This is a genomic window from Aeromonas diversa CDC 2478-85, assembly GCF_000819805.1.
GTDB classification, from domain to species: Bacteria; Pseudomonadota; Gammaproteobacteria; order Enterobacterales; family Aeromonadaceae; genus Aeromonas; species Aeromonas diversa.
In genome coordinates, this window is sequence record NZ_CDCE01000033.1 from 88,141 (window position 1) to 113,808 (window position 25,668).

At 65.3% G+C, this 25,668-nt stretch carries 20 protein-coding genes; 14 read left to right on the plus strand and 6 right to left on the minus strand.

Going from position 1 to position 25,668, the window contains the following annotated elements:
• Positions 1-11: 11 nt before the first annotated feature.
• On the minus strand, positions 12-1,379 hold the full coding sequence (locus tag BN1121_RS13885; RefSeq protein WP_005345500.1) for a PepSY-associated TM helix domain-containing protein: 1,368 nt from the start codon (positions 1,377-1,379) through the stop codon (positions 12-14).
• A 153-nt stretch (positions 1,380-1,532) separates the two neighbouring features.
• Here BN1121_RS13885 and BN1121_RS13890 point away from each other — a divergent pair, with 153 nt between their 5' ends.
• Positions 1,533-1,931, plus strand: coding sequence for a hypothetical protein (locus tag BN1121_RS13890; RefSeq protein WP_005345501.1), 399 nt, complete (start codon positions 1,533-1,535; stop codon positions 1,929-1,931).
• On the opposite strand, the gene BN1121_RS13895 is transcribed toward BN1121_RS13890, so the two are convergent.
• Together BN1121_RS13895 and BN1121_RS13900 are read right to left on the minus strand one after the other, a co-directional pair.
• A complete protein-coding gene (locus tag BN1121_RS13895; protein ID WP_005345502.1) occupies positions 1,915-3,282 on the minus strand; it encodes an ATP-binding protein in 1,368 nt (455 codons plus the stop codon). The two genes, BN1121_RS13890 and BN1121_RS13895, sit on opposite strands and share 17 nt — an antisense overlap.
• Positions 3,275-3,997 (minus strand): response regulator, encoded by a 723-nt coding sequence (locus BN1121_RS13900; RefSeq protein ID WP_005345503.1) that lies wholly within the window; start codon positions 3,995-3,997, stop codon positions 3,275-3,277. The genes BN1121_RS13895 and BN1121_RS13900 overlap by 8 nt, the downstream gene beginning before the upstream one ends.
• A 165-nt stretch (positions 3,998-4,162) precedes the next feature.
• On the opposite strand from BN1121_RS13900, the gene BN1121_RS13905 reads away from it, so the two are divergent.
• From BN1121_RS13905 to BN1121_RS13925, 5 genes are all read left to right on the plus strand, one after another.
• Positions 4,163-4,495, plus strand: coding sequence for a hypothetical protein (locus BN1121_RS13905; protein WP_005345504.1), 333 nt, complete (start codon positions 4,163-4,165; stop codon positions 4,493-4,495).
• Between the two features lie 175 nt (positions 4,496-4,670).
• On the plus strand, positions 4,671-5,021 hold the full coding sequence (locus BN1121_RS13910; RefSeq protein WP_005345506.1) for a hypothetical protein: 351 nt from the start codon (positions 4,671-4,673) through the stop codon (positions 5,019-5,021).
• Positions 5,022-5,231: 210 nt separating this feature from the next.
• Positions 5,232-7,211 (plus strand): methyl-accepting chemotaxis protein, encoded by a 1,980-nt coding sequence (locus tag BN1121_RS13915; protein WP_231553040.1) that lies wholly within the window; start codon positions 5,232-5,234, stop codon positions 7,209-7,211.
• 255 nt (positions 7,212-7,466) lie between these two features.
• Entirely contained in the window at positions 7,467-8,117 is a 651-nt protein-coding gene (locus BN1121_RS13920; RefSeq protein WP_005345508.1) for a protease inhibitor BamI-like protein, read from the plus strand.
• Between the two features lie 23 nt (positions 8,118-8,140).
• A complete protein-coding gene (locus BN1121_RS13925; RefSeq protein ID WP_005345509.1) occupies positions 8,141-9,469 on the plus strand; it encodes a reprolysin-like metallopeptidase in 1,329 nt (442 codons plus the stop codon).
• Between the two features lie 45 nt (positions 9,470-9,514).
• Here the strand turns inward: BN1121_RS13925 and BN1121_RS13930 are convergent, their stop codons facing one another.
• Positions 9,515-12,658 carry a S41 family peptidase gene (locus tag BN1121_RS13930; protein WP_005345510.1) on the minus strand — a complete coding sequence of 1,048 codons (3,144 nt, stop codon included), beginning with the start codon at positions 12,656-12,658 and terminating at the stop codon, positions 9,515-9,517.
• Between the two features lie 257 nt (positions 12,659-12,915).
• Here BN1121_RS13930 and BN1121_RS13935 point away from each other — a divergent pair, with 257 nt between their 5' ends.
• From BN1121_RS13935 to BN1121_RS13945, 3 genes are all read left to right on the plus strand, one after another.
• On the plus strand, positions 12,916-13,392 hold the full coding sequence (locus BN1121_RS13935; protein ID WP_043156895.1) for a L,D-transpeptidase family protein: 477 nt from the start codon (positions 12,916-12,918) through the stop codon (positions 13,390-13,392).
• A gap of 114 nt (positions 13,393-13,506) precedes the next feature.
• The gene (locus tag BN1121_RS13940; protein WP_005345512.1) at positions 13,507-15,033 is read left to right on the plus strand and encodes a YjjI family glycine radical enzyme; all 1,527 of its coding nucleotides are present in this window, start codon (positions 13,507-13,509) and stop codon (positions 15,031-15,033) included.
• Positions 15,008-15,868 (plus strand): YjjW family glycine radical enzyme activase, encoded by an 861-nt coding sequence (locus BN1121_RS13945; protein ID WP_005345513.1) that lies wholly within the window; start codon positions 15,008-15,010, stop codon positions 15,866-15,868. Before BN1121_RS13940 ends, BN1121_RS13945 begins: the two co-directional genes overlap by 26 nt.
• 69 nt (positions 15,869-15,937) lie before the next feature.
• Here the strand turns inward: BN1121_RS13945 and BN1121_RS13950 are convergent, their stop codons facing one another.
• Positions 15,938-16,906 (minus strand): LysR family transcriptional regulator, encoded by a 969-nt coding sequence (locus BN1121_RS13950; RefSeq protein WP_005345515.1) that lies wholly within the window; start codon positions 16,904-16,906, stop codon positions 15,938-15,940.
• 44 nt (positions 16,907-16,950) lie between these two features.
• Entirely contained in the window at positions 16,951-18,144 is a 1,194-nt protein-coding gene (locus BN1121_RS13955) for an amino acid aminotransferase (protein WP_005345517.1), read from the minus strand.
• A gap of 239 nt (positions 18,145-18,383) precedes the next feature.
• Here BN1121_RS13955 and bcsG point away from each other — a divergent pair, with 239 nt between their 5' ends.
• Genes bcsG through bcsB form a run of 5 tightly spaced genes read left to right on the plus strand, consistent with a single transcriptional unit; the run spans position 18,384 to position 25,657 of the window.
• Positions 18,384-20,018 (plus strand): cellulose biosynthesis protein BcsG, encoded by a 1,635-nt coding sequence (gene bcsG / locus BN1121_RS13960; protein WP_043156934.1) that lies wholly within the window; start codon positions 18,384-18,386, stop codon positions 20,016-20,018.
• Positions 20,019-20,029: 11 nt separating this feature from the next.
• Positions 20,030-20,218 (plus strand): cellulose biosynthesis protein BcsR, encoded by a 189-nt coding sequence (gene bcsR, locus BN1121_RS13965; protein ID WP_005345520.1) that lies wholly within the window; start codon positions 20,030-20,032, stop codon positions 20,216-20,218.
• The gene (locus BN1121_RS13970; protein ID WP_005345522.1) at positions 20,215-20,874 is read left to right on the plus strand and encodes a cellulose synthase operon protein YhjQ/BcsQ; all 660 of its coding nucleotides are present in this window, start codon (positions 20,215-20,217) and stop codon (positions 20,872-20,874) included. The genes bcsR and BN1121_RS13970 overlap by 4 nt, the downstream gene beginning before the upstream one ends.
• Positions 20,868-23,435 carry a UDP-forming cellulose synthase catalytic subunit gene (gene bcsA, locus BN1121_RS13975; RefSeq protein ID WP_043597981.1) on the plus strand — a complete coding sequence of 856 codons (2,568 nt, stop codon included), beginning with the start codon at positions 20,868-20,870 and terminating at the stop codon, positions 23,433-23,435. The genes BN1121_RS13970 and bcsA overlap by 7 nt, the downstream gene beginning before the upstream one ends.
• Positions 23,432-25,657, plus strand: a complete 2,226-nt coding sequence (gene bcsB / locus BN1121_RS13980; RefSeq protein ID WP_152424580.1) for a cellulose biosynthesis cyclic di-GMP-binding regulatory protein BcsB — start codon at positions 23,432-23,434, stop codon at positions 25,655-25,657. Before bcsA ends, bcsB begins: the two co-directional genes overlap by 4 nt.
• Positions 25,658-25,668: the final 11 nt, after the last annotated feature.

Genomic DNA, 25,668 nt, shown 5'->3' on the forward strand with positions numbered 1-25,668 from the left:
CGTTGTGGGTGTCAGGCGTGCGCCTGTGCCCGGCGGCCTAGCCGAAGCCAGAGGGTGTCGAGCAGCCAGATGGCGAGCAGTGACGCCCCCAGCAGGGGGAAGGCCAGTCCCAGTGCCAGCAGCAACAGGGCGGCACCGCGCCAGCCGGGCAGCGCCGCAGGCAGGGGTGGCACCCCGAGGCGCCCGGCCGGGCGGCGGCGCCACCAGATCCACAGGCCCGAGAGGCAGGAGCCGAGAACCATGAGGCAGAGCAGCAGCATCACCAGCTGGTGCGGCAGGCCGTACATCTTGCCCATGTGCAGCATGACCGAGGTCTCTACCGTCTTGGCGACCGGGCCATAGTCCTGCCAGCGCACGTCGGTGAGCACCCGGCCGCTGTATTGATCGATGTGCAGGGTGGCGTCGTTGCGCGGGTCGTCGGCAAACAGGCCTATGGTGAAGACGCCGCGCTCCCCCTTGGGCAGGCTGATGCTGTAGCCCGGTGCAACGGCGCGCGCGCGGGCGATGTCGACCACCTGCTGCAGCGAGATGCGACCGGCCACCGGGGTCATGTCGTGGTCGCCACCGCCATGGTGGGCGGCGTGGGAGCTTGGCATCGGCAGCGTCTCGGCTCCCCAGGCGACGGTCTGGGCATTCGCCTGGTTGAGGCTGCGGGTGAGAGGGTTGGAGCTCGGCACCTCGTTCCACATGGCGGCCGGGAAGCGGTTCCACAGATCGGCGAAGCGTTCACCCCAGATGCCGGTCCAGGTCATGCCGCTCAAGGCGAAGAAGAGCAGGCCGGCGGCGCCCCAGAAGCCGAGCACGGCGTGCAGGTCGCGCCACCAGAGGCGGCCGCGGCGCTCCCGACGCGGCACCAGGATCCCCTGCATGCCCACCTTCTCCCTTGGCCACCACAGATAGAGGCCGGAGCAGAGCAGCACTAGGGTCCAGCCGGCGGCCAGCTCGATCACCGCGTCACCGGCCTGGCCCAGCATCAGCTCGGCGTGCAAGGCGCGGGCGATCGCCTGCAGGTTGTTGTGGTTGTCGAGGGCCCCCAGCACGGCGCCGCTGGCCGGGTTGACGAAGAGGGTCCACTCCTGCTCCCCGTCGCGAAGCACAAACTGGGCGCTGCGATCCGGCGCCGCTGGCGGCAGGTACTTGGTGAGGGCGGCGTGGGGCATCTCGGCCTGGGCCATGATGGCCATGGGATCGGCGGCCATGGGGTGCTCGACCGGGGCCACCATGAGCAGATCCGGGTACATGAGATCGTCGAGCTGGGGCTTGAACAGATAGATGATGCCGGTCACCGAGAGCAGGATCAGCAGGGGGGCGACAAACAGGCCGGCGAAGAAGTGCCAGCGCCAGGCGCGCTGGTAGAAGGCAATGTCCCTGTTGTGCACATTGGGCTCCAAAGGTGTCGGTTAGGGGAAGGTTGGGGCGCTATCATACTGACAGCCTGAGCGTAACGCCAAGGCAACATGCTGGTGACAAGGGGTCGACAACTGGTAAGGTATTCATTACCTTAGAGAAATGGGTTAAAAATGCGATCTTCTATGCAGCCACATGGTCATTTCTCCATGACCCGACAGGGTCAGCTGGTCATCTGCCGGCCCAGCGGCCCCTTCAATTTAAGAGGGGCGATCGCCTATGAGCAGCCCTTCTTCGAGCAAGTCGCCCCTCTGGCGGGGACCCACTGGGCCATCGTCGAGGTGGCCACCGAGTTCGAAGCCGCCGGCCCCGAGGTGATCGCCCGCTTCCGGCGCCAGTTTGCCTGGTGTGCCGAGCAAGGGTGCCGTTACATGGCTGTGGTGCTGGAGGGCGGCTTCAAGCGCTACATGGCCGATCAGATCTTCAGTCAGTTGCCCTTCGAGGCCTTGTGCTACTTCGGCGATGAAGAAGAGGCGATCGCCTGGGCGCGGGCCCAGTTATGCCCCCTCACAACGGCAGGGTGACGCGCGCCTCCAGACCCCCTTGCGGACGGTTATGCAGGGTCAGCTCGCCCCCGTGCTGATGGATCAGGGTGCGGGCGATGGCCAGCCCCAGCCCCACGCTGCCGCTCTCGGTGTTGCGCGCCTCGTCGAGGCGCACGAAAGGCTTGAACACCTCTTCGATCTGCTGCTCCTCGATACCCGGCCCATCGTCACTGACACAGATGAGGATCTGCCCCTTCTCCCGCTCCAGAGTGACCTCGGCGCTGCCCGCATACTTGATGGCGTTGCCGATGAGATTTTGCAGCACCCGACGCAGGGAGCCGGGTCGGCAGGGATAGACCAGCTTGCCGCTTGCGTGGCACAAGACCTGCTCCCCCATGTCGCCGTAGTCGTCGCACAGGCTCTCGATGAGGCTCACCAGATCCAGCTCCCGGGTCGGTTCCTGTAGCCCCTCCTCGCGGGCGAAGCTCAAGGTGGCGGCCAGCATCTGCTCCATCTGTTGCAGGGTCTGCTGAATGCGCTCCTTATCCTCCCCTTCGGGCAGGAATTCGCTGCGCAGCCGCAGGCTGGTGATGGGGGTGCGCAGATCGTGGGAGATGGCCGCCAGCATGCGAGTTCTGTCCTGCACGAAACGGTTGAGCCGGGTCTGCATCCGGTTAAACGCCACTATGCTGCCACGGACCTCGACCGGCCCGCTCTCGGGCAGTGGGTCAATGTCCTCACCACGCCCGAGCCGCTCGGCACTGGCCGCCAGCTGTTTGAGGGGGCGGGTGGCGCGGCGCAGCAACCAGACCATGAGGCCGATCACCAGGGTGGCGACCAACAGCAGGTTGAGGGTGGTGCGCAGGGACCAGCCGGTGCCCTCGCTGTCGATGAGGGAGCTGAAATGGAGCCAATGACCGTTGCCGAGCTCGATGGAGCCGTAGAGACGCATGTCCATCGGCAATCGGCTCGGCCGCTCTCCCATCATGCGGGCGTGGTGACGCCAGGCCCGGCTGCGTTGTGACTCCTCCTTGAGCTCGGCACTGATCTCGATACGCAGCTGAGCGGGGTAGTCGAGCCGGCTGCGCAGCAACTGCTCGAAGGCGGGGCTGCGGGTGTCGGGCAGCAGGGGCTCGGGAGAGAGGCGCAGCAGCAGGGTCTCGCTGCGGCTCGCCTTGAGGATCTCGCCATAGAGCTCGGGGGGAGAGAGGGTGAGCAGGCGTACCACGGAGGAGATCCGCTGCATGGCGTTGCGGCTGTTGACGAAGCCGAGCGCCTCCTCCCGATCCGAGCGGTAGATCTGTACCGAGAGCAGTTGGATCAGCAGCAGGCCGCTCAGGGCGACCAGGATGATCTGGCCTGCCAGGCTGCTCGGCCACAGCTTACGCATCCTTCACCTCGGCCGAGAAGAGGTAGCCTCCCCCCCAGATGGTCTTGATGAGTTCGGGGCTCTTGGGATCGCGCTCGAGCTTGCGGCGCAGACGGCTGACCAGGGTGTCGATGGCCCGATCGAAGGCCTGTGCCTCGCGACCGCGCGCCAGGTCGAGCAACTGATCCCGGCTCAGCACCCGTTGGGGGCGTTCCAGAAAAACCTTGAGCAGATCGAACTCGGCGGTGGAGAGGCTGTGGGCCACCCCGGTCTCGTCGATCAGCTCGCGTCGGTTGAGATCGAGGCGCCAGCGGTCGAAGCTGAGTTCATCGGGCAGCTCGCTCACCCCGCGGGCCGGCTCGGCGTGAGTGCGCCGCATCACCGCCTTGATGCGGGCCAGCAGCTCGCGCGGGTTGAACGGCTTGGCCAGGTAGTCGTCGGCCCCCATCTCGAGACCGACGATGCGATCCGTCTCTTCACCCATGGCGGTGAGCATGATAACGGGGACGTTGGACTTGACCCTCAGCTCGCGACACAGGGTTAATCCATCCTCCCCCGGCATCATCAGATCGAGTACGATGAGATCAATCTCCCGCTCCTCCAGTTGTCGTTTCATCTCCCGTCCATCCCGGGCGCAGGTGACACGAAAACCGTGCTGCTCAAGGAAGCGTTTGAGCAGATCGCGGATCTCGCCGTGGTCATCGACCACCAGAATATGGGGGGTATCCTGTTTCATGGCTGCCTCTCTTGCTGTGCTGGGGCGAGTATACGGAAAAGAGGGGCCCGGTTTGTGTCAAAGTGTGGCAAAGGGGCGCCGGCGCACACTCTGCTACAAAAAAGGGGTCCGAGCGTGAGAATCCAGCGGGGCACGCCCCGTCGTGGCGCCCAAAGGAGATGCACCATGAAGAATCTGCAACGGCTCTTGCTCGTCTCGGCTCTCGCTACCCCCTTCGCCCTCTGGGCTGCCGATCCCCCAGCCATGCCCTATCCCGACTGCCCTGTGTGGGGGTCAGGCATGGGCATGCAAGGGGGCATGGGCATGCAGGGAGGAAAACACATGCAGCGTATGCAACAGATGACCCCGGAGCAGATGGAGGCGGCCCTGCAGCAGCGCTATCAGAGCCTGGAGGATCCCGCGCAGCAGCGCCGTTTCTTGCAGGACCTCACCGAGCGGGCCGAGTGGATGACACGCCATGCCCAGGCGATCCAGCAGTTTGTCTCACAGCATCAATAACCTTGGTCGGGGATAAGAGGGCCTGCGGGCCCTCTTCTGCATTGAGTCCCATCCCCGGTGCCACACTCTGCTACAAAAAAGAGGGCCGCTGGCACACTTGAGACACGTCGCGGGACTGTAATGGAGTCAGGCAAGGGCAAACCTTGCACTCATTGACCCAAGAAGGAGAAGCCTTATGAAACGCCTGACCAAGACCCTGCTTGCGACCACCCTGATCCTCGGTCTGCCCCTCGGCGCCTGGGCCGCCAGCGAGGCCGTCGCCACCCAGCCGGCTCCGGCAGCCACCGCTCCCTGCCCCATGGGCGGCCCCATGATGGATGGCCAGCACCACGGCAAGCGCCAAGACAAGATGATGCGGCTGCAAAACATGACCCCCGAGCAGATCCAGGCTCATCTGCAGCAGCGTTACGACCGCATCGAAGATCCGGCCAAGAAGGCCGAGTTCATCAAGAACCTGGCCACTCGTGCCGACGGCATGGTGAAGCACGCCGAGGTGATGAAGGCGTTCGCCGACGCCAATCAGTGAGTCTTTCGGCACCGTGCAGAGAGGAGGTCATCAGACCTCCTTTTTTGTATTACGAAAACAAAATGTCTATTTCATATGCATTTACCGCATATGTGAGTGCAAACACTCAAATCTTGTTCATAAGTACACATAATTTTCCTGCACTAGATGTGAGCGCCGCTGGCGCCAGAGCAGCAAGATCGGCAGGGAGAGTGTCTTATGGGATCAGTGATGGCCACGATTCGTGGCAGATACACGGCGGTGTTTATCGGATTCATGGTACTGGTGACGGCGTTGACCCTGCTGGGCATCCAGCGCTGGGTCAAACCCAAGTTGCAGGAGGCGGCGGAGCAGAACCTGGTGTTGGAAGTCCAGGAGATCGCCACGACCATCACAGACGCGCTCAACGGCGTGCAAAGCCAGTCTCGCGCCATCACCCAGCTGGTACCACAACTCGATAGCGAGCAGATTGACCGCCTGCTGCCGGCCCTCATCGATCAGTACGGCAACCCCATGGTCTTTGGTGGCGGCATCTGGCCCATGCCCCGGCAGCGCGACTCCGAGCGCGATAAGTTCAGCACCTTCTATCATCGTGATGCCGGTAACCGGCTCATCGTCAACACCTACTGGAACTCTGCCGAGGCGCCCAACTACTTCGAGCAGCCCTGGCACCGTGCCGGCCAGCAGGCACAGCGCGGCCAGTGCGTCTGGGCAGCCGCATACAAAGATGGCGCCAGCGCGCAGCCGCGTACCAACTGCGCCATGGGGATCTACAAAGAGGGCCGCCTCTACGGGGTCTCGACCATCGATGTGACCCTGGGTTTCTTCAACGATCTGGTGGCCGAGAAGGAGAAAGAGATCGGCGGTCAGGTGCTGATCGTCGAGGCCGATGGCAAGATCCTCAGTCGCAACAGTACCCTCACCGGTGACGTGGTGCTCAGCAATCTCTCCCAACACGGCGACGATCCGTTCGCCGCGGCTTTGCGCCCCCTGTTGGCTCAGGTGGGTAACGGTGTGGTTCGTGCCCATTTCGAGGGACGGTCCGAGCCACAAACCCTGTTGCTGCAACCCGTCGAGGGCACTCCCTGGCTGCTGGCCACTGCGGTGCCGACCAGTCTGCTGACCCGGGGCAGCAGCGAAGTGCTGAGCCTGCTCGCCTCTATTCAGTTACCCCTCATCATCCTCTTGTTTGTGTTGATGCTGATGGCGATCCGTCAGCTGGTGCGTCGTTTGGACGGTTTGCGCCAGAACATAGCGGCGCTTTCGGCCGGCGATGCGGATCTCACCGCGCGGATCCGGGTCGAGGGGCGTGACGAGATCGATCAGATTGCCAGTGCCATCAACCACTTCATCGGTTATCTGCAGGAGCTGATGCGCGAACTGACTCGTTCTAGCGCCCTCTTCGTGCGCGAGCTCGAGAGCATGGAGCGGCAAACCCGCGCGGCAAACGGCATTCTCGAGCGGCACGCCAGCGAGACCGAGCTGGTGGTTACCGCCGTCAATGAACTGAGTTCGACAGCCGACAGTGTGGCCGGCCATGCCACCGAGACGGCGGACTTTACCCACAGGGCGACTACCCAGGCCGGGCACTCCCGTGATGTGGTGGCGGGGGCATCTGCCAGCGTGATGGCGCTGATCGATGAGGTGGATGCGGCCGCGGCCAAGGTGCAAACCATGCAGGAGGAGGCCAGCCACATCAGTAGCGTGTTGGGGGTCATAGGTGGCATCGCCGAGCAGACTAACCTGCTGGCGCTCAACGCGGCCATCGAGGCGGCGCGTGCCGGTGAGCAGGGGCGCGGCTTTGCGGTGGTGGCTGACGAGGTGCGCGGGCTTGCCGCCCGAACCCAGAACAGCACGGCCGAGGTGGGCAGCATGCTCTCGCGCCTTACCCAAGGGGTGGCCCAGGTGGTGGTCGCCATGGAGCAAACCAAGCGCCGCTGCACGGAGACGGCGGCCACGACCGGCGAGGTGAACGAAGGACTGGACGGGATGGCTGATGCGGTGGTGCGAATCAATGACCTCAGTAGCCAGATTGCCACCGCAGCGGAAGAGCAGAGCCGGGTCACCGAGGAGATCAATCGCAACATGGTGTCGATCCGCGACATGCTGCACCAGCTCACCGAGAGTGCCAATGAGAGTCATCAGAGTACCGAGACCCTGGCCCGGGCCAACCGGCAGATGCAGGAGATGGTACGTCGCTTCACCCTGTGATGGTGGGTCACAGAGCCTGGTCGAGCCGATAAAGGCGCAGGCAGTCATATCCGGTTAAGGGAGGCAATTGCCTCCCTTTTTTTGTGCCAAGGACACACATTGTCGCCACTCGGCTACTGTATAAAGATATTAAGATGCTGATTTAAAACAAATTAACTCCTTATCCCCCAGATGGGGGTAGGGAGTGTGCTTCCCTCGGGAGTCGGTCGCTCTCTAAATATGAGCCTCGCTTGCGCCTTCTTTTGGGATAGTACGATGAATATCAATAAGATAGCTGTTTTTTCCTGCACCACTCTGGCCCTGGCCGCCCTCTGGTGGTGGCACTCCCGGCCCGCTCCGGCGTTACCGCCCGAGGCACAGGACGAGAGCCCCATCGTACTGCCTGCCCCCCTGATTGCCGAGGACGACCCCACCATTGCACGGGTACGGGCGATCCCCGACGCGCCCCGCATCCTTGCCGCCAAGGCAACCGCGCTGACCCCCGAGGGGGGTCACTACATCGAGACCCCCTGGGAAGAGGCCGAGCCCGACGCCGATCTGCCGCTGGCCCGTCCGGAGCGCGGCGACATCGAGTTCATCGCCTCTATCGCCCTGACCAACGACGCCCTGGGGCAGGCCCAGCCGGGGGATGTGGTGGGCCTGACGCTGCCGGACGGGCGCACCCTGCAGGCCAAGGTCACCCGCACCGAGCTGCAGGCGGGAGGGCGCCGCAACTGGCAGGGCGAGGTGGAGGTGGAAGGCGAGCCCTATCCCGTCAACTTCACCTTTGGCAAAGAGACCGCATTCGGGTTCATAGGTACGCCGCAGGGCAGCTTCACGCTGGAGACCCTGCGCGGCCAGGGATGGATATATATGACCCCGCCTCTGGACGACAGCCACACGGACGAGCTGCCGCCCCGTTCATGACCACAACAAGAAGGAAATATCACATGCAGAAGACAATGACGGCCCTCCTGGTAGGGGCCTTGCTCGGCAGCGGCAGTGCGTCGGCGGTGACCGTCGACCTGATGGTGCTGCACACACCGGGCGTGGCCAAGCTCTACAACGGAGATGCCGGCACCCGGGCCCAACATCTGGTCAACGTGGCCAACCAGGTCTATGCCAACAGCGGCCTGGATGTCACCCTGCGCCTGGTTCACGACCAGTCTGTGGCCTATCCGGATCTGGGGGTCGACGAGGTGGCGCTGGATGCCCTCACCGATCGTTCTCACAAGGCCTTCAACGAGGTCTCGGCCCTGCGTACCCGCTACGGGGCTGACATGGTGACCCTGCTGCGTCCCGAGGATCCTGCCTACCGCGGCTCCTGCGGGATCGCCTGGGTCGGCGGCCTGGGTACCCAGGGCAAGATGCAGCGCGCCAAGGAGAGCATGTATAGCCATGTGGTGGTACAAGGCTGCCCCGACATCACCCTAGTGCACGAACTGGGCCATAACATGGGGCTGCGCCACTCCTGGTTGCAGGATGGCAAGGGTGGCGGCACCTTCAGCTATGCGTTGGGTCACGGCGAGCGGGGCGTCTTCTCCACCGTCATGGGTTATCCCCACCTGTTCGGTGTGCGTAACAGCGAGTACTCCTTCTCCTCCCCCGACCTCACCTGCAAGGGACGCCCCTGCGGTGTGGCCATCGGTCAGCCCAACGAGGCCGATGCGGTGTCGGCCCTCAAGGTGACCGTTCCCCAGGTCGCCGCCTTCTATCCGACCATGGTGGCGGAGAGCGCCCCCGATCTGGTGGCCCTGGAGGCGGAGGTGGCCCGGCTGCGCCAGGCGCTGGCCGATGAGCAGGCCGCCTATGGGGTTCAGCGCACCGCCTTCGATGGAAAGGAGCAGCGCTATCAGGCGCTCAGTGATGGTTTCGATGACAAGCAGGCGGCCGTGCAGGGGGCGCGCCAGCAGATGAACAGCGCCATCCGCGCATCCAATGCCCTGGTCAACGAGTCCAACGCCCTGGTCGATCGCATCAACCGGGCCCGGGATCGCGCCACCCGTGCCGCGCTGATCAAGCAATACGAGGCATTGCAGTCTCGCCTGAACGAGGCGCAGCAGCTGACCCAGGCGCGGATTGCGGGCTTCAATGCGCTGGTGACCCAGTTCAATGACGAGGTGGATGAGCTGAACGCGCTGGCGAGAAGCCTGCCGCAGGAGCGCGACACGCTCGCGGCGGTCGAGACCCGACTGGAGCAGGCGCGCAACGCGCTGAATCTGGCCGAGACCCGCTTCCAGCTGGCGCAGGCCAAGACCGGGGATAAGGCGACCGCCTGACCGACTGCCGGATAGTAGAAGGGGAGCCTGGGCTCCCCTTCTTTTTTATGGTGTGGGCCGCCCCTTGAGCAGGGCCAGGGCCTCCTCGATGGCGGCGTCGAGCTGGGGGTCGCGACCGGCCAGCAGATCGGCCGGGGTATAGCGTACCAGCTTGTCCGGCTCCTGCTCCCGGTTCTCGTAGAGGGTGCCGTCGGGGGCGCGCAGGGCCAGGGTCGGGATGCCGTACTCGAGCCCGGGAATGAGCCGCGAGCTGTGGTTGTAAACCGTGGTACCTGTTCCCGGTATCGGCTCACCCACCACGGGGCCCAGCTTGAGCGCCTGATAGTAGCGGGGGAAGGCCGAGCCCTCCGAGTAGCTGGCGGCATTGGCCAGCACCAGGCTCGGCTTGGTCCACTGACGGGTGGCCGAGTCGGGCGCCCCCTTGCCGGCGCGCGGCCAGCTGCTCGCCATCCCCTGCTGCTCCCCGTTGCCGGAGAGAAACTCCACCAGCGTGTTGGCCAGATAGCCCCCCTTGTTGAAGCGCACGTCGACGATCAGCGCCTGACGGCTGCGCTCGCGTCCCAACACCTGGGCGACCACATCCGCATAGACGGCGGCATTCATCTCGGGGACGTAGACGTAACCGATGCGCCCCTGGCTCTGCTGCTCCACATAGGCACGCCGCCGCTCGCGCCACTGGGTCAGGGTCAGCTCCGCCTCCTGCGCCAGATCCATGGCCATCACCTCGGCCTGTATGGTGTGTTTGCCCCGTTGCAGGGTCAGTTGCAGCCGCTGCCCGGCCCTGTGGTTGAGGGCCCGATCCAGAGCCGGCAGGCTCTCTATCGCCTCACCATCGATGGCCAGCAGGCGATCGCCGACGGCGGCTTCGCTCTCCATCTCGAGGGGGCCGCCCGGCAGCAGGGCGGCGAGCAACAGACCCTGTTTCTGTTCACGCCACACAGCCCCCAAGCTGGCGCTCTCGTCGCCGCCGGCCGGGGTGGGGGAAATGCCCCAGGTGTGGGAGACGTTAAGCTCCCCGGCCAGTTCTCCCAGCAGGGTGGCGAAGTCGGTCGGGTTGCCGATGGAGGGGAGGAAGCGGCGATAGTCGCGCACATAGTCGTCCCACTTCACCCCGTTCATGTCGGGGTCGTAGAACTCGCTGCGGGTGAGGCGGGCAATCTGATCGAAGCTGGCGGTCATCAGGCTCTGCCACTCCTGCTCCTGCTGCAGGGTAAAGCTGACCTGCTCACTCTCGCCCGAGTCGAGGGGGATGCGGGTGAGGGTGCCATCCCCGATCAGGATGGCGTGGGCACCCTCCCGGTCCAGGCTGGCGAGGGCGGGGCCCGGCTGATCCTCAAACAGGGGGTGACGCTCCCCGGAGGCGATATCCAGGGCGTAGCCACGGATCACCGGGTCCGGGCCATCCAGATACTCCTCTGTGATGTAACGCAGCACTCCCCCTCTGAGCTGGCTGGCCAGCAGGGTGCCGGAGAGAGGGTGGAGCAGCGCCTCCCGGTGGCCGAGATGCTGGCTGTCGAAGGGGTAACCCTGCTTGGGCGGCTCCCGCTCGGCCAGGGCATCGGCACGGGCCGGGCGGCTGCTGTAGAGGCCGAGCAGGGTGCGACCGACCGGTTCCCCGTCGGCGTCGAGCAGGCCGTAACGGGCCGACTGCCAGTAGAGGATGCCTCCCTCCTCGCTCCAGGCGGGCAGCTCATCCAGATAGCCGTTCTGGCTGACATTGACCGGCTTGGCGTCCGGCGTGGTGAGATCCAGCACCGCCACCTCCTGCTGGGCCGAGTCCGGTTGCAGGGTGACGGCCAGCTGCTGGCCTGACGGGGAGAAGGCGAGGCTGATGCTGTGCCTGAACGGGTTGGCCTCGGGGCCGAGCAGCGCTCTCTTTTTCCCGCTCTCGAGCTCGAGCAACCAGACGGCCTGACCGTCGACCACGAAGGCCACCCGCTTGCCATCGCGGCTCAGGGTGGGCTGGCTGATGGCCTGACCCGACAGGCGCAGCACCTCCTCCTCGTGCAGGGCGCCGGGGGTGCTCAGGGGGCGTTCGGGATCGGCCGGTTCGAGGCGATAGAGTGCGGCCGCCCCATGGCGCTCGCTCAGAAACAGGATGGCCGATTGCTCCGGCAGATAGAGGGGGGCACTCTCCTCGCTGGGCGTGCGGGTGAGGGGGCGGCTGCTTCCCTTGATGAGATCGACGGCAAACAGATCGCCACCGGCGACCAGGATCGCCTCCTCGCCCTCGGGGCTGACGACGGCCTGATCCGGCCGGGTGAGCGGGAAGGTGTGGCGCAGGGGCGGGAGGGCGGCCAGCATGGTGAACGAGAGGCGCTGCGGCTCTGTGGCGCCGGTCGGCAGGCGGTAGAGCTCCCCCTGCCAGGACCAGGCGAGATCCCCGTTGTCGGCCATGGTGAGCTGACGCACCGGATGGCCGCGATAGTGGGTGAGCTGCTGCTCCTTGCCGCTACCGAGGTCGTGGCGCCAGACGTTGAAGTCGCCGCTGCGCTCGCTCAGATAGACGATACCCTTGCCGTCCGGGCTCCACCAGGGGTCGCTGGCGGCGATGCGATCCTCGCTCAGCTGGCGCTGCTGGCCGTCCTGCTGAAGCCAGATGCGGGGGACGGCGAAGGAGTGCTGGTGCTTGCGCCAGATCTGATCGGTCCCCGGCATCTGATAGACCAGGTCCTGGCCGCGGTAGCGAGCCTGCTGGGCGGGCAGGGGGAAATCCGCGATGAGGGCGCCGCCGCCCACGGGGGCGCGGTAGAGGGCGCCGAAGCCACCATCCAGGGCATAGAAATCCTGCTCAGGCAGGCCGGGTCGCTGTGAGGTGAGCACCACCTCGCGCCCGTCGGCGCTGAAGGTGAGGGGGCGGTCCGGACGGGAATCGAAGGTGAGGCGGGTCATGGGGCCACCGGCCACCGGCATCACATAGACATCGTCATTGCCATAGAGATCGGCAGAGAAGGCTATCTGCTCTCCGTCCGGTGACCAGACCGGGGAGTGGCTCAGGTAGTCGCTGCCGGTCAGGGGCGTGGCGGTCCCCCCTGCGCTGGGGGCGATGAAGAGGCGACCCTGCCAGGTAAACAGAAGGCGGCTGCCATCGGGGGATAGGGCCGGCTGGCGCAGCCAGAGGGGGGTCGCCCCCTGCGCGGCTGCGGTGCACAGCAACAGGGTGAGTGACAGGGTTCGCAACGGCAGCATGCTGGCTCCTTGGCGGGAATGGTGGTTCATTATGGCGCACTCTCCGGCTTGGCTACCACCCCGGCTTGTTGAACTTATCTTATTGTTTTATAACTTTATTGTAGGGGGATGCTCCCCCAGTTAAGGAATTGTTCGTGCCCCCGTATTGAGTATTGGCGGCGATCAAATATGATGTCGCACGCCGCGCCCTGTGCGGCGTTGCGGTTCAGATGATCATTGAGAGAGAACGGCCCTGTAGAGGCTGTCCGAGGGATGGAATGAGAGCAGTATTGATGTGTCTGCTGGCCTTGTGGCCGGCACTGAGTATGGCTTCCCTGTCGGCGGACATGGTGGTGGTCCACAAGTCCCGCTATAGCCTGACCCTGATGAAGGATGGCAAGGAGGTCAAGCGCTACTGGATTGCCCTCGGCCCGGCGCCGGTGGGGCACAAGCAGCGCGAGGGGGATCAGCGCACCCCGGAGGGGCGCTATCTGCTCGACTACAAGAAGACCAACTCCGGCTTCTACAAGGCGATCCACGTCAGTTATCCGAACCTGGATGACCTGGCCAATGCCAAGGAGAAAGGGGTCAGCCCGGGTGGCATGATCATGATCCACGGCCAGCGCAACAACTGGGGTAGCCCGGCGGTGCAGCGCTCCAACTGGACCAATGGTTGCATCGCCTTGCTCAACCACGACATGGACGAGGTGTGGAACGCGGTGCAGCCGGGTACCCCCATCGTCATCTATCCCTGATGTGATCCAGGGTGGCGGATTTCCTTCTGTGAAATCCGCCATTAACACCTTTTCCCTTCATAGTAGGCATACAAAGAGAGAGGATAAGACGGTTCTCAACGGTGGAGTCGTATCATGTCCTTTATCGAGCAGTGCCGACGCATAGTGCGTGACCCCCATCTCTCTGCGGCCCAGAAGGCCCGTCTGCTCTCGCTGGAGGCGGAGAATGCCCTCCCGTATCCGGATCTTCCCGACGAGGTCAGGATCGCCCGGGAAGAGGGGATCATCTGCGACATGTTCGAGGGGCACGCGCCCTACAAGCCACGCTATGTGCTGCCCGATTACGAACGCTTCCTGGCCCAGGGTTCCCGCTGGCTGGAGCTCTCCCCCCCGAAGGACTTTGACGAAGCTCTCGAGGCCCTGCGCATCCTCTATCACCACGTCCCCTCGGTGACCGCCATGCCGGTCTGGCTGGGACGGCTCGATCGGCTGCTGCTCCCCTTCATCGGCGATCTCGATGAGGCGACCCTCTATCGCAAGTTGAAGGCCTTCTGGATCTATCTGGATCGGGTGCTGCCCGACGCCTTCATGCACGTCAACCTGGGCCCCGATGACAACATCCTGTGCCGGTTGCTGCTGCGGATCGACGCCGAGCTGGCCCAAGTGGCCCCCAATCTCACCCTCTTCTGGGATCCCGAGTCGACACCGGACTCCCTGCTGCTGCAGGCCGCCGACAACATCACCACCACCGGCAAGCCCCACATCGCCAACTACCCGCTTCATCGTCAGGCCTTCGATGAGCCCGGTGTCGGCATCGTCAGCTGTTACAACGCCCTGCCCATCGCCGGCGGTGCCAACACCCTGGTGCGCCTCAATCTCAAGGCGGTGGCCGAACGCAGCCGGGATCTGGAGCATTTCATCGGTGAACAGCTGCCCCGCTACTGCGAGCTGATGTCCCGGCTCATCGAGGCGCGTTGCCGGGTGTTGCACCGGGAGTCGGGCTTCTTCGAGAGTTTCCTGGTGAGCGAGGGGCTTATTCGGGAGGAGCGCTTCGTCCCCATGTTCGGCATCTACGCCATGGCCGAGGCGGTCAACCTGCTGCTTGAGAAGAGCGGTCTCACCGGCCGCTATGGTCACGACGAGGGGGCCAACCGGTTGGGGCATCGCATCTCGGCCACCCTGGCCAGCTTCGTTCAGGGGCGCGAGTTTGCTCATGCCTGGCAAGGGCGGGCCCTGCTGCACGCCCAGGGCGGACTCAGCGTCGACACGGGCACCACGCCCGGAGTGCGGATCCCCTACGGAGAGGAGCCGGATCCCGCCAGTCACCTGCTGGCCCTGGCCCCGCACCACGGCTACTACCCCTCGGGGATCAGCGAGATCCTGACCCTGGATCCCACCATACGCAGCAACCCCGAGGCCCTGGTGCAGCTCTGCAAGGGGGGCTTTGCCTTGGGGCTGCGCGAGTTCACCGCCAACGTGCAGGGCAACGATCTGATGCGGGTCACCGGCTACATGGTGAAGCTCTCCGATATCCATGCGCACGGCGAGCAGGGCTCGCGCACCAACACCACGGCGCTGGGCGCCGAAGCGGCCGAGAATACCGGCATACTGGGGCGCCAGCCCAGGGTGGTGAGCCATGAGCAGCTTGCAGGCCAGCGTTAGTCGCCTGCTCACCTTCTCCTGCGTGGATGGGCCGGGTAATCGCCTGGTCCTCTTCCTGCAAGGGTGCAACTTTCGTTGCCCCTCCTGCCATAACCCCCACACCATAGGGGAGTGCGATCACTGTGGCGACTGTCTGGCGGTGTGTCCGAGCGGGGCCCTGAGCCGGGTCGGGCAACGGGTGATCTGGGATGAGGCGCTCTGCACCCAGTGTGACGCCTGCCTCGACGTCTGCCCGCGCAGCGCCAGCCCCAAGGTCGGCGAGATGTCGGTCGAACAGGTGGTGGCCGTGGTGCGTCGTTATGCGCCTCTGCTCACCGGGATCACCGTCTCGGGTGGGGAGGCGACCCTGAGGCTCCCCTTCCTGGTGGCGCTCTTTGGCGCCATCAAGGGGGAGGCGGATCTGGCTCACCTCACCTGTCTGGTCGATAGCAACGGCTTTCTGGCCGAGGCGGGTTGGCGGCGGCTGTTGCCCGTCTGCGATGGGGTCATGGTCGATCTCAAGGCGTGGAAGGAGTCGGTTCACCTCTCCCTGACCGGCCGCTCTCGCGGGCGGGTGCACGACTCACTGCGTCTGCTGGCCCGGGCCGGCAAGCTGGCCGAGGTGCGGCTGCTTCACATTCCCGGTCAGAGCGATCTGCTGGAGCACTGCGCCGAGCTGGCCAGCCTGTTGGCCGAGTTGGGGCCTGTGCCGGTGCGGATCAACGGCTTTCGCCGCCATGGGGTGCGTGGCGAGGCGCGGCTCTGGTCCAGCGCAACGCCGAGCGAACTGGCGCAGTTCGCCGACGCCTTGAGAGACAGAGGCTGTCGCTCCCCGATAGGCTTACCCGCCCTCTGATCCCCTGGTCATTGATTGAACCGCTATGCGGGGTTGTGTCACTGGACGACTCTGTTAGCGTGCCCCCCATTACGCACCGCGACTGTGCTCGACCGCGGGCTTGCCCCGCATGGCTGGTCCCTGGAGTTCATTGGCCAGCTGCAACAGGCGCTGGCGGATCCAGCTCATGGCCGGATCCTGGCCGGCCGGGCCAAACCAGACCAAGGAGTGAGTGACCGCACCGTATTCGAAGGGGACAGGACGGCTTATCAGCCCCAGATGCGGGGCGCAGGCGTGGGCCCAGCCTTGCGAGCAGGTGAGGACGAGATCGCTGTGGCGACACAAGGCGGCGGCACTGCCAAAGTCGGGCAGGGTGGCGCCGATGCGACGCTGCACCTGCAACTGGGCCAGCTGCTGCTCGAAGAAGGGGGTGGCCAGCTCCTCGTCGCGGATGGCGATATGGCGCCAGCTCAGGTAGGCATCCAGGCTCCATGGCTGGCCGAGGGCCGGATGGTCCGGGCGCAGCAGGCAGATGAGGCGGTCCTCGCACAGGGTCTCCCACTCGAGGCCCGGGTGGCGGGGTTGGCTCTGGTCATGGGGCAGGATCACGAAGTCGAGCCTGCCCTGGGCCAGCGCATCGAGGCCGCGCGCCTCCTTGCTCCAGACTTCGGGCTCGAGACCGGGCACCTCCTCCATCAGGCGCCCCAGCAGGGGGCTGCCCAACCAGGCCAGGGAGCTCTCGCGCAGGGCGATGCGAAGGCGGCCGCGCCAGCTGGCGGGGTTGAACTCCCCCTCACCGAGCAGGGCGTTGAGATCGACCAGCAGCCGGTGCAGGCTGGGGGCGAGACGCTCGGCAAAGGCGGTCGGGATCAGCTGGTTGCCCTGGCGATAGAGCAGCTGATCCCCCAGGGTCTCCCGTAGCTGCCCCAGCGTCTTGCTCACCGCCGAGGGGCTGGTGCACAGACGCTCGGCGGCCCGGGTGACGCTGCGGGTGTCGAGCAGCATGTGCAGGGCCACCAGGTGGCGCACCCCGAGGCGCGAGAGGGCAATCAGATCCATGGTTTCTCCGAAAGCAAGACCCCGCCGAAGCGGGGTCTTTGGGCTTAGCTCAGTACGGCGGCGATGGCGTCCGCCACGTACTCGACGTTACGGCTGTTGAGCCCCGCCACGCACATGCGCCCTGAACGCACCAGGTAGACGGCGTGCTCTTCGCGCAGGCGATCCACCTGCTCGGGGGTGAGGCCCGTGTAGCTGAACATGCCGCGCTGACTGAGGAAATAGCCGAAGTCGCGCCCCGGTACCTTGGCGCTGAGCACGCTGTAGAGCTTCTCGCGCATCCCCTTGATGCGGGTACGCATCTCGGTCACCTCGTCCACCCAGAGGGCGTGCAGGTCGGGCTGGGTCATCACGGCTGCGGTGATCTGGCCGCCGTGGGTGGGGGGGCTGGAGTAGTTGCGGCGCACGGTCGCCTTCATCTGGCCCAGCACGCGGGCGGCCTCGTCGCCGCTCTGGCAGACCACCGACAGGCCGCCGCAGCGTTCGCCGTAGAAGGAGAGGTTCTTGGAAAACGAGTTGCTGACGAAGAAGCTGACGCCGGCGTCGGCCATGGTGCGAATGGCGTAGGCGTCCTCGTCCAGGCCGTCACCGAAGCCCTGGTAGGCGATGTCCATGAAGGGGATCAGGTTCTTCTCAACGACGAGGGTGATGACCCGATCCCACTGGGCACGGGTCAAGTCTACCCCGGTCGGGTTGTGGCAGCAGGGGTGCAGCAGCACTATGCTGCGCGCCGGCAGGTCTTGCAGGCAGGCCAGCATGGCATCGAAGCGCACACCGCCGGTGGCCGCGTCGTAGTAGGGGTAATCGTGCACCTTGATGCCGGCGCCCTCGAACATGGCCTTGTGGTTGTCCCAGGTGGGATCGCTGACCCATACCTCGGATCCCGGGAAGTAGCGCTTGAGGAAATCGGCGCCGATCTTCAGGGCGCCGGAGCCACCTATGGTCTGAATGGTGGCGATGCGGCCGGCCTTGACCGCCTCATGGTCGGCGCCGAACAGCAGCTGCTGTACGGCGCTGCGGTAGTTGGCGGCCCCTTCCATCGGCAGGTAGGGGCGCGGCGCCGGGGCGCTGGCACGTTGGGCCTCGGCCTGTTGTACCGAGGGGAGCAGGGGGATGCGCCCCTGCTCGTCATAGTAAAGGCCGATCCCGAGATTGACCTTCTGCTCGCGCGGGTCTTTGTGGAAGGTTTCGACCAGGGTCAGGATGGGATCGCCCGGGTAGGCGTCGACATGTTCAAACATGGGGGGTCCTTGCTGTGGCTGTTCACTTCGCCGGCCTCCGGCCGGGGCTCACATCATGGCGCAATCCCGAAGCCGTCTCAAGTTTGGTGAGTCGCAGGGGATGCCGTTCACACTTTGTTGCCATAACAATCTGATCGCGTTGGAAAAAGGAGGCATAATTACATGATGCAATGGCCCTCGGAGAGCGCAGCCGCGCTCTCTCTTTTCCGGGCGAACAAGCCAGAGGTGATATTCCCCTTATGATGCGACACGCAATTTCTCCCTCTTCTCCCTGGCAGGAGTGGCAAGGACTGGGGGGATGGAACCTCTACTTTCTGGGCAAGTTGGCCCTGCTTTGGACCGGTTATCTCAACTTTCATCCCCTGCCCAATCTGGTCTTCGTCGCCTTTCTGCTGCTGCCGCTGCCAAGGCCCACCTGGCGACGGATACGCCACTGGGTAGCGCTGCCGCTCGGCTTTGCCCTGCTCTACCACGACACCTGGTTGCCCGGTATCGACAGCATCATGAGCCAGGGGGGGCAGGTGTTGTCGTTCTCGTTGGCATATTGGCTCGAGCTGATGAATCGCTTCATCAACTGGGAGATGGTGGGGGTCGGCTTCGTCATGCTGGTGGCCTATCTGTTTCTGGCCCAGTGGTTGCGCTTCACCCCCTGGATAGTGCTGGCGCTGGCATGGCTGTGGATGGCGCCCCAGCTCGATACGCTGCTCCCGGCCAGCAAGGTGGTGGCCAAGTCAGCCGAGACCGGCGCGCCTGCCGAGCAACAGGAGATAGAGCAGCAGATCGACGAGAGTGCGCCGCCCACCAACGAGAACCTCACCGCCTATCTCAACGACTTCTATGCCGAGGAGCAGGGGCGGCGGGTCAGCTTTCCGGCCAAGCTGCCGAGCGATGCGGCGCCCTTCGATGTGCTCATCATCAACATCTGCTCCCTCGCCTGGAGCGACGTGGAGGCGAGCGAGCTGACCACGCATCCGGTTTGGCGCCATTTCGACATCTTCTTCAACAACTTCAACTCGGCGACCTCCTACAGCGGGCCGGCCTCGATTCGTCTGCTGCGCGCCAGCTGTGGCCAGCCCAGCCACGAGGATCTCTATGTGGCCGCCCCCCGTCAGTGTCTGCTGATGGAGAACCTGGCCGCCCTCGGCTTCGAGCAGCAGGTGGCCATGGATCACTCGGGCGCCTTCGGTAACTACCTCAAGGGGCTGGGGGAGTATGTCGGTCTGCAGGTGACCCCCATGAGCACGGAGCGGCTGCCTCACGATCTGGCCTCGTTCGATGGTGAACCCGTCTATCGGGATGACGCCCTGTTCCGGCGCTGGCTGGATCGGCGCAGTGAGAGTCAGGCCAGGCGCAATGTGACCTTCTTCAACCTGATCGGTCTGCACGACGGTAACCGTTATGTCGCCAACCGCCAGCCGGCCCCCTACAAGTCTCGGCTGCGAACCCAGCTCGATCAGCTGGATCGCTTCCTGAGTGAACTGGCCACGTCGGGACGCAGGGTCGCCGTGCTGGTGGTGCCGGAGCACGGTGCCGCCCTGGCCGGCGATCGCATGCAGATGTCGGGGCTGCGTGACATTCCCAGCCCCGCCATTACTCAGGTGCCGGCCGGGGTGGCGTTGATCGGTACCCGCGAGCCTCACCAGAAGACCCGCTATGTCGATGCGCCGAGCAGCTATCTGGCCATCTCGGAGCTGGTCTCCCGCCTGGTGGGAGGGAACTGGTTCGACAAGGAGCAGATCGACTGGACCGCCCTGCTGGATGGCCTGCCCGAGACCCCCTCGGTGGCGGAGAACCAGGGATCGATCGTGATCCAGTATCAGGGTCAGTACTACATCAGACTCGGGAAGGGGGAGTGGGTCCCCTATCCCCGTTGAGTGAGGAGCCCATGAAGGAGAGCCCCCTCTCCCCCTTTGGCGTCAAGGTCGAGGGGGATCACATCACAGACATCGCCATCGTGCAGGAGTCTTTTGGGGTCTCACTGCACTATCACGATGTGGCGCAGGAGGAGCGGCTCGATGCCTTGCGGCGGCGCTACCCCTTGCTGGGAGAGCTGGATATGAGGAAGAAGCGGTGATCACCATAGCCCTCAATGGCCTGCGCGGTGGGGTGGGAACCAGTGCGACCGTGGCCGGCATCGGTCATGCAGCCTGGCAGGCCGGGCGCCGCGTGTTGGCCCTGGGCCTGTGCCCGAATAACCAGCTGGCGCTGCATTTTGGCCTGTCCATCGATGCCGCCGGGTGGCGCGAGCTCGCCGATCCGGCCAGCCAGTGGCAACAGGCGTTGCACACCTGGCAACCCGGTCTGGATCTGCTGCCCCATGGTCAGGGGAGCGAGCCGGGCTCCCCGGCCTGGCTCTCGGCCATCTCGGGCTATGACCTGCTGCTGCTCGATCTGCCGGTGGGCGGCGTGGCGGCGGCGGATCGCCGGCTGACCCTGCTCCACGCCGACGCCAACTGCCACGTTCGGCTGTTTCAACACAAGGTGGCGGCGGGTGAGCGTCTGCTGGTGACCCAGTTCGACAGCAGCCGGGCCCTGCAACAGGATCTGATGGAGTTATGGCGGCAGGGGAGCCTGCCCCTGCTCAACATGCGGTTGCACCGGGATGAGGCGATGGCCGAGGCGATGGCGCTCAAGCAGCCGGTGGGAGCGCATGCCCCGGACAGCCTGATCGCCCATGAGCTGGCGGCGCTGGCGCAGTGGTGCCTCGCCCCTGAGGGGCACCCGTGCTGAGGTTATTGCTCAGACCCCATGCCCTGCTCTGGTGCCGGCAACGTTACCGCCATGGGCGGGAGTGGGGGGCCTCTCGCAGCTGGAGCCTGCTGCTCACCCTGCTGGCGCTGCTCGCCTGGAGCCTGTTTCCGCTGGAGCGCCCCGGCTGGCAGTGGCTGCGCCGGCATCGGCACGCCCTCTTTCCCCAACTGGAGCGACCCCGCTCGGGCGATCCCCTGCGCGCCCTGATCCAGCTCTGCTGGCTGCTGGTGCGCCGGCCCGAGCCGATTCCCCTGCGCTGGCCCGAGGCCTGGCGGCGTAACTGGCAGCGGCTGACCGCAGAGCTGGGCCGGCGGCTGGCCCGCTTCGAGCGCAAGGGGGTCTCGGCGGCGGTGGGAGGGCCCAGGGTGGCCCGCTGGAAGGCGGGGCTCTTCTGTACGGTGGCCGGCCTGCTCAGCCTGCTCTGTATCACCCAGCCCTTCGATGCCCTGGCACAGCTGGTGTTCGTTGTGCTGCTGGCGAGCATGGCCCTGGTGCTGCGAGCCATCCCGGGTCGCTATCCCATGCTGATGCTGATGGTGCTCTCTCTCATCATCTCCTGCCGCTACATCTGGTGGCGCTATACCTCGACCCTGGACTGGCTCGATCCGGTCAGCCTGGGCTGCGGCCTGCTGCTGCTGTTTGCCGAGACCTATGCCTGGGTGGTGCTGTTGCTCGGCTACTGGCAGACCGCCTGGCCCCTGCACCGCCCGCCCGCGCCCTTGCCGCTCGATCAGAGGCTGTGGCCCTCGGTGGATCTGATGATCCCCACCTACAACGAGGATCTCGCCATCGTGAAGGGGACCGTCTACGGGGCGCTGGCGCTGGACTGGCCCAGGGATAAGCTCACCATCTGGCTGCTCGACGACGGGGATCGCCCTGCGTTTCGCGACTTCGCCGAGGAGGCGGGGATCCGTTATGTGGCTCGCCCCACCCACGAGCATGCCAAGGCGGGCAACATCAACCACGCCCTCAAGCAGGCGCAAGGGGAGCTGGTGGCCATCTTCGACTGCGATCACCTGCCGACCCGCTCCTTCCTGCAGATGACGGTGGGGTGGTTCTTCAAGGACCCCTCCCTGGCTCTGGTGCAGACCCCGCACCACTTCTTCTCGGCCGACCCGTTCGAACGCAATCTGAGCCGCTTTCGCAAGATGCCCAACGAGGGGGCGCTCTTCTACGGTCTCATTCAGGATGGCAACGATACCTGGGATGCCAGCTTCTTCTGCGGCTCCTGTGCCGTCATCAAGCGCTCGGCGCTGGACCGGATCGGCGGCATCGCGGTGGAGACGGTCACCGAGGATGCCCACACCTCGCTGCGGCTGCATCGTCTCGGTTACACCTCGGCCTATATCCGTATCCCCCAGGCGGCGGGGCTGGCTACCGAGAGCCTGTCGGCCCACATAGGCCAGCGCATCCGTTGGGCGCGCGGCATGGTGCAGATCCTGCGCCTGGACAACCCCTTGTTTGGCAAGGGACTCAACCTGGGGCAACGGCTCTGTTACTTCAACGCCATGCTCCACTTCATGTCGGGGATCCCGCGCCTCATCTTCCTGACGGCGCCGCTGGCGTTCCTCATCTTGCACGCCTACATCATCTATGCGCCGGCCGGGGCCATCGCCCTCTACATGCTGCCGCACATCTTCCACAGTGCCCTCACCAACTCCCGGCTGCAGGGCAAGGTGCGCCACTCCTTCTGGGGCGAGGTGTACGAGACGGTGCTGGCCTGGTATATCGCCCGCCCCACCACTGTGGCCCTGTTCGCCCCCCACAAGGGCAAGTTCAATGTGACCGCCAAAGGGGGGATGACCGACGAGGTCTATCTGGATCTGGAAGTCTCGCGCCCCTATCTGCTGCTGATGTTGCTCAATCTGTGTGGCCTCGGCTTTGGCATCTGGCGCATCGCCACCGGCCTGCCCGGCGAGATCCCGACCCTGATCCTCGGCATGCTCTGGGTGCTCTACAACATGACCATACTGGGTGGTGCCCTGGCGGTGGCCTTCGAGTCGCGTCAGGTGCGGGCCAATCCCAGGGTCGAGATGGCGATGCCGGCGGCGATCCGACTGGCGAGCGGGCACCTCTACCCCTGTGTCCTGAAAGACTATTCCAATGGTGGTGTCGGTCTGGAGCTGGATCGGGAACTGCCTCTGGACGGGCGTGAAACGGTGTGGCTGCTGCTGCGCAACGGCCTGCGCGAGTCGCTCTTTGCCGCCCAGGTGCGACGGGTGATGGGACGCAAACTGGGGCTGGCGCTCGCCCCCATGACCCGGGAGCAGCACATCGCCTTCATCCAGTGCACCTTTGCCCGTGCCGATACCTGGTCACTCTGGCAGGAGCGGCTCGGTCGGGATCGCCCCCTGCACAGCCTGATCGACATCACCCGGCTCGGATGGAGCGCCTACTGGCGTCTGCTGCGTGGCAGCGTCCTGGCCCCCTTCTGCATCGCCAGCGAGAAGCTGACTCGTTGGCTGCTCTCCTTCTTACCCCGTCGCGTCTCACCGGATTTCCGGTCTCAGGCTCCGACCCTTGAAACAGTGAAAGGATGATGAACCGACAAGCCTATCTCCTCCCGCTACTGCTGCTCATGCACGGGCCTGTGCGGGCCGACGCCGTCGGCCCGCAGAAGGCGGTTCCCGCCCCGGTCGAGCAACGGGAGCTGACCCTCGAGCAGCTGGCCTCGACCCCGGGCACCCTCTCCCTGCGGGGGACGCTGCCCGAGGGGCTGGCCGATTTCACCGTGCGCCGGGACCAGGTGGTGACCGACGCCGTGCTGGATATCGACTTCACCCCCTCTCCCTCACTGCTCCCCCTCATCTCCCAGGTCAAGGTCTACCTGAACGATGAGCTGATGGGGGTCACCCCTCTGTTGAAGGAGCAGCTGGGCCAGCGCAGTCATGCCGAGATCCGGCTCGATCCCCGCTTTGCCAAGGATTTCAACCGGCTCAGATTTGACTTCGTCGGCCACTACGAGAAGGTGTGCGAGAACCCGGGCAGCAGCACCCTCTGGCTCAACGTCAACCGTGACAGCAAGCTGACCCTGGTACTGCAAACGCTGCCGGTCAGGAACGAGCTCTCCTTCTTCCCCATGCCCTTCCTCGATACCCGGGACCAGGACAAGCTGGTGCTCCCCATGGTCTTCAGCGGTGCCGTGCCCCTCATCGAGCAGCAGGCGGCGGGGGTGCTGGCCTCCTGGTTTGGTGCCAAGGCGGACTGGCGCGGCCAGCACTTCCCCGTGCTGATCGACAGGCTGCCCGAGCAAAACGGGATCATCTTCGCCACCAACGAGAAGCGCCCCCCCTTCCTGGCCGACTATCCCAAGGTGGAGGGGCCCACCATCGACATGATCAGCTCGCCGGATAACCCCTATGTGAAGCTGCTGTTGGTGCTCGGGCGCGACGGGGAGGACCTGCTCACCGCCAGCCGGGCCATCGCCCAGGGTAATGTGCTGCTGCGCGGGCAGAGCGTGCGGGTCGACAGCCTGACGCCGCTGGCCCCCCGCAAACCCTATGATGCCCCCAACTGGCTTCGGCTGGATCGACCGGTGCGCTTCGGCGAGCTGGTCGAGTATGAGGGGCAGCTGCAGGCGAGCGGGGCTCAGCCCTGGCCCCTCGCGCTGACCCTGCGCCTGCCGCCGGATCTCTATCTGCTCGCGAGCCGCGGCATCAAGATGGATCTGAGTTACCACAACACGGCGCCCCTGAGTCGGGATGGCTCGCGGCTGGATCTGGCGGTCAACGATCAGTTCATTCGCTCCTACGCCCTCGAGCCCGACGTGCTCAAGGGGGAGCAGATGCTGACCCTGCCCCTCTGGCTGGCCGGGGACGATGATGCCCGAGCCCTGCGCATGCCGGGCCTCAAGGTGGCCCAGCCCAACCGACTCAACTTCGTGTTCCAGTATGCGGGGCGTGTCATCGGGGGCAACGCGGACGGCCGCTGCGACACCATAATGCCGCCGCCGCAACGGGTGCGGATCGACGAGGGTTCGACCCTGGATCTCACCGGCTATCGCCACTTCATCGAGATGCCCAACCTCAAGGTCTTTGCCGGGGCCGGTTTCCCCTTCAGCCGTCTGGCCGATCTCTCTGAAACCCAGGTCCTGATGCCGGCCAGGCCCCTGCCGGCGCAGATCACCACCCTGCTCGACACCCTGGGCGCCATCGGCGCCGAGACAGGTTATCCGGCGCTCTCGGTGCGCCTGGTGGATGACTGGGAGCAGGCGCGCGAGGCGGATCTCGACACCCTGCTCATCGGCAGCCTGCCCAAGGAGCTGGGGATGGATGCCGAGCCGAATGCCCTGCTGGAGGCGGGACAGAGCTGGGTCAACCAGCCGCGTCGCCCCTCGCAGGGGGATCTGCTGGCCTCTCTCGAGGATCGCCAGCCCGAGGCCAGGGTCGCCATGAGCGGCAACGGGGCCATCGCCGCCATCCTGGGATTGCAGTCACCGCGCCACGAGCAGCGCAGCCTGGTGGCCCTGCTGGCGGGGGGAGAGGCGGGTGTCGAGCTGCTCAACCAGACCCTGCAGACCCCCTCCCTGCGAGAGAAGATTGGCGGCACTGTGGCCATCATACGGGAGTCCGGCGTGAGCAGCCTGACGGTGGGCGAGCGCTATGAGGTGGGCTATATCCCCTGGTGGGAGCGCCTGTGGCACTTCTTTGCCAATCACCCCCTGCGCCTGGCCGGATTGAGCCTGGTCAGCATACTGCTGCTGGGTTGGGGTCTGAGACTGCTGCTGGCCGGTGTCAGCCGCCACCGCCTGAAGGAAGAGTAAGGGATGAGAGC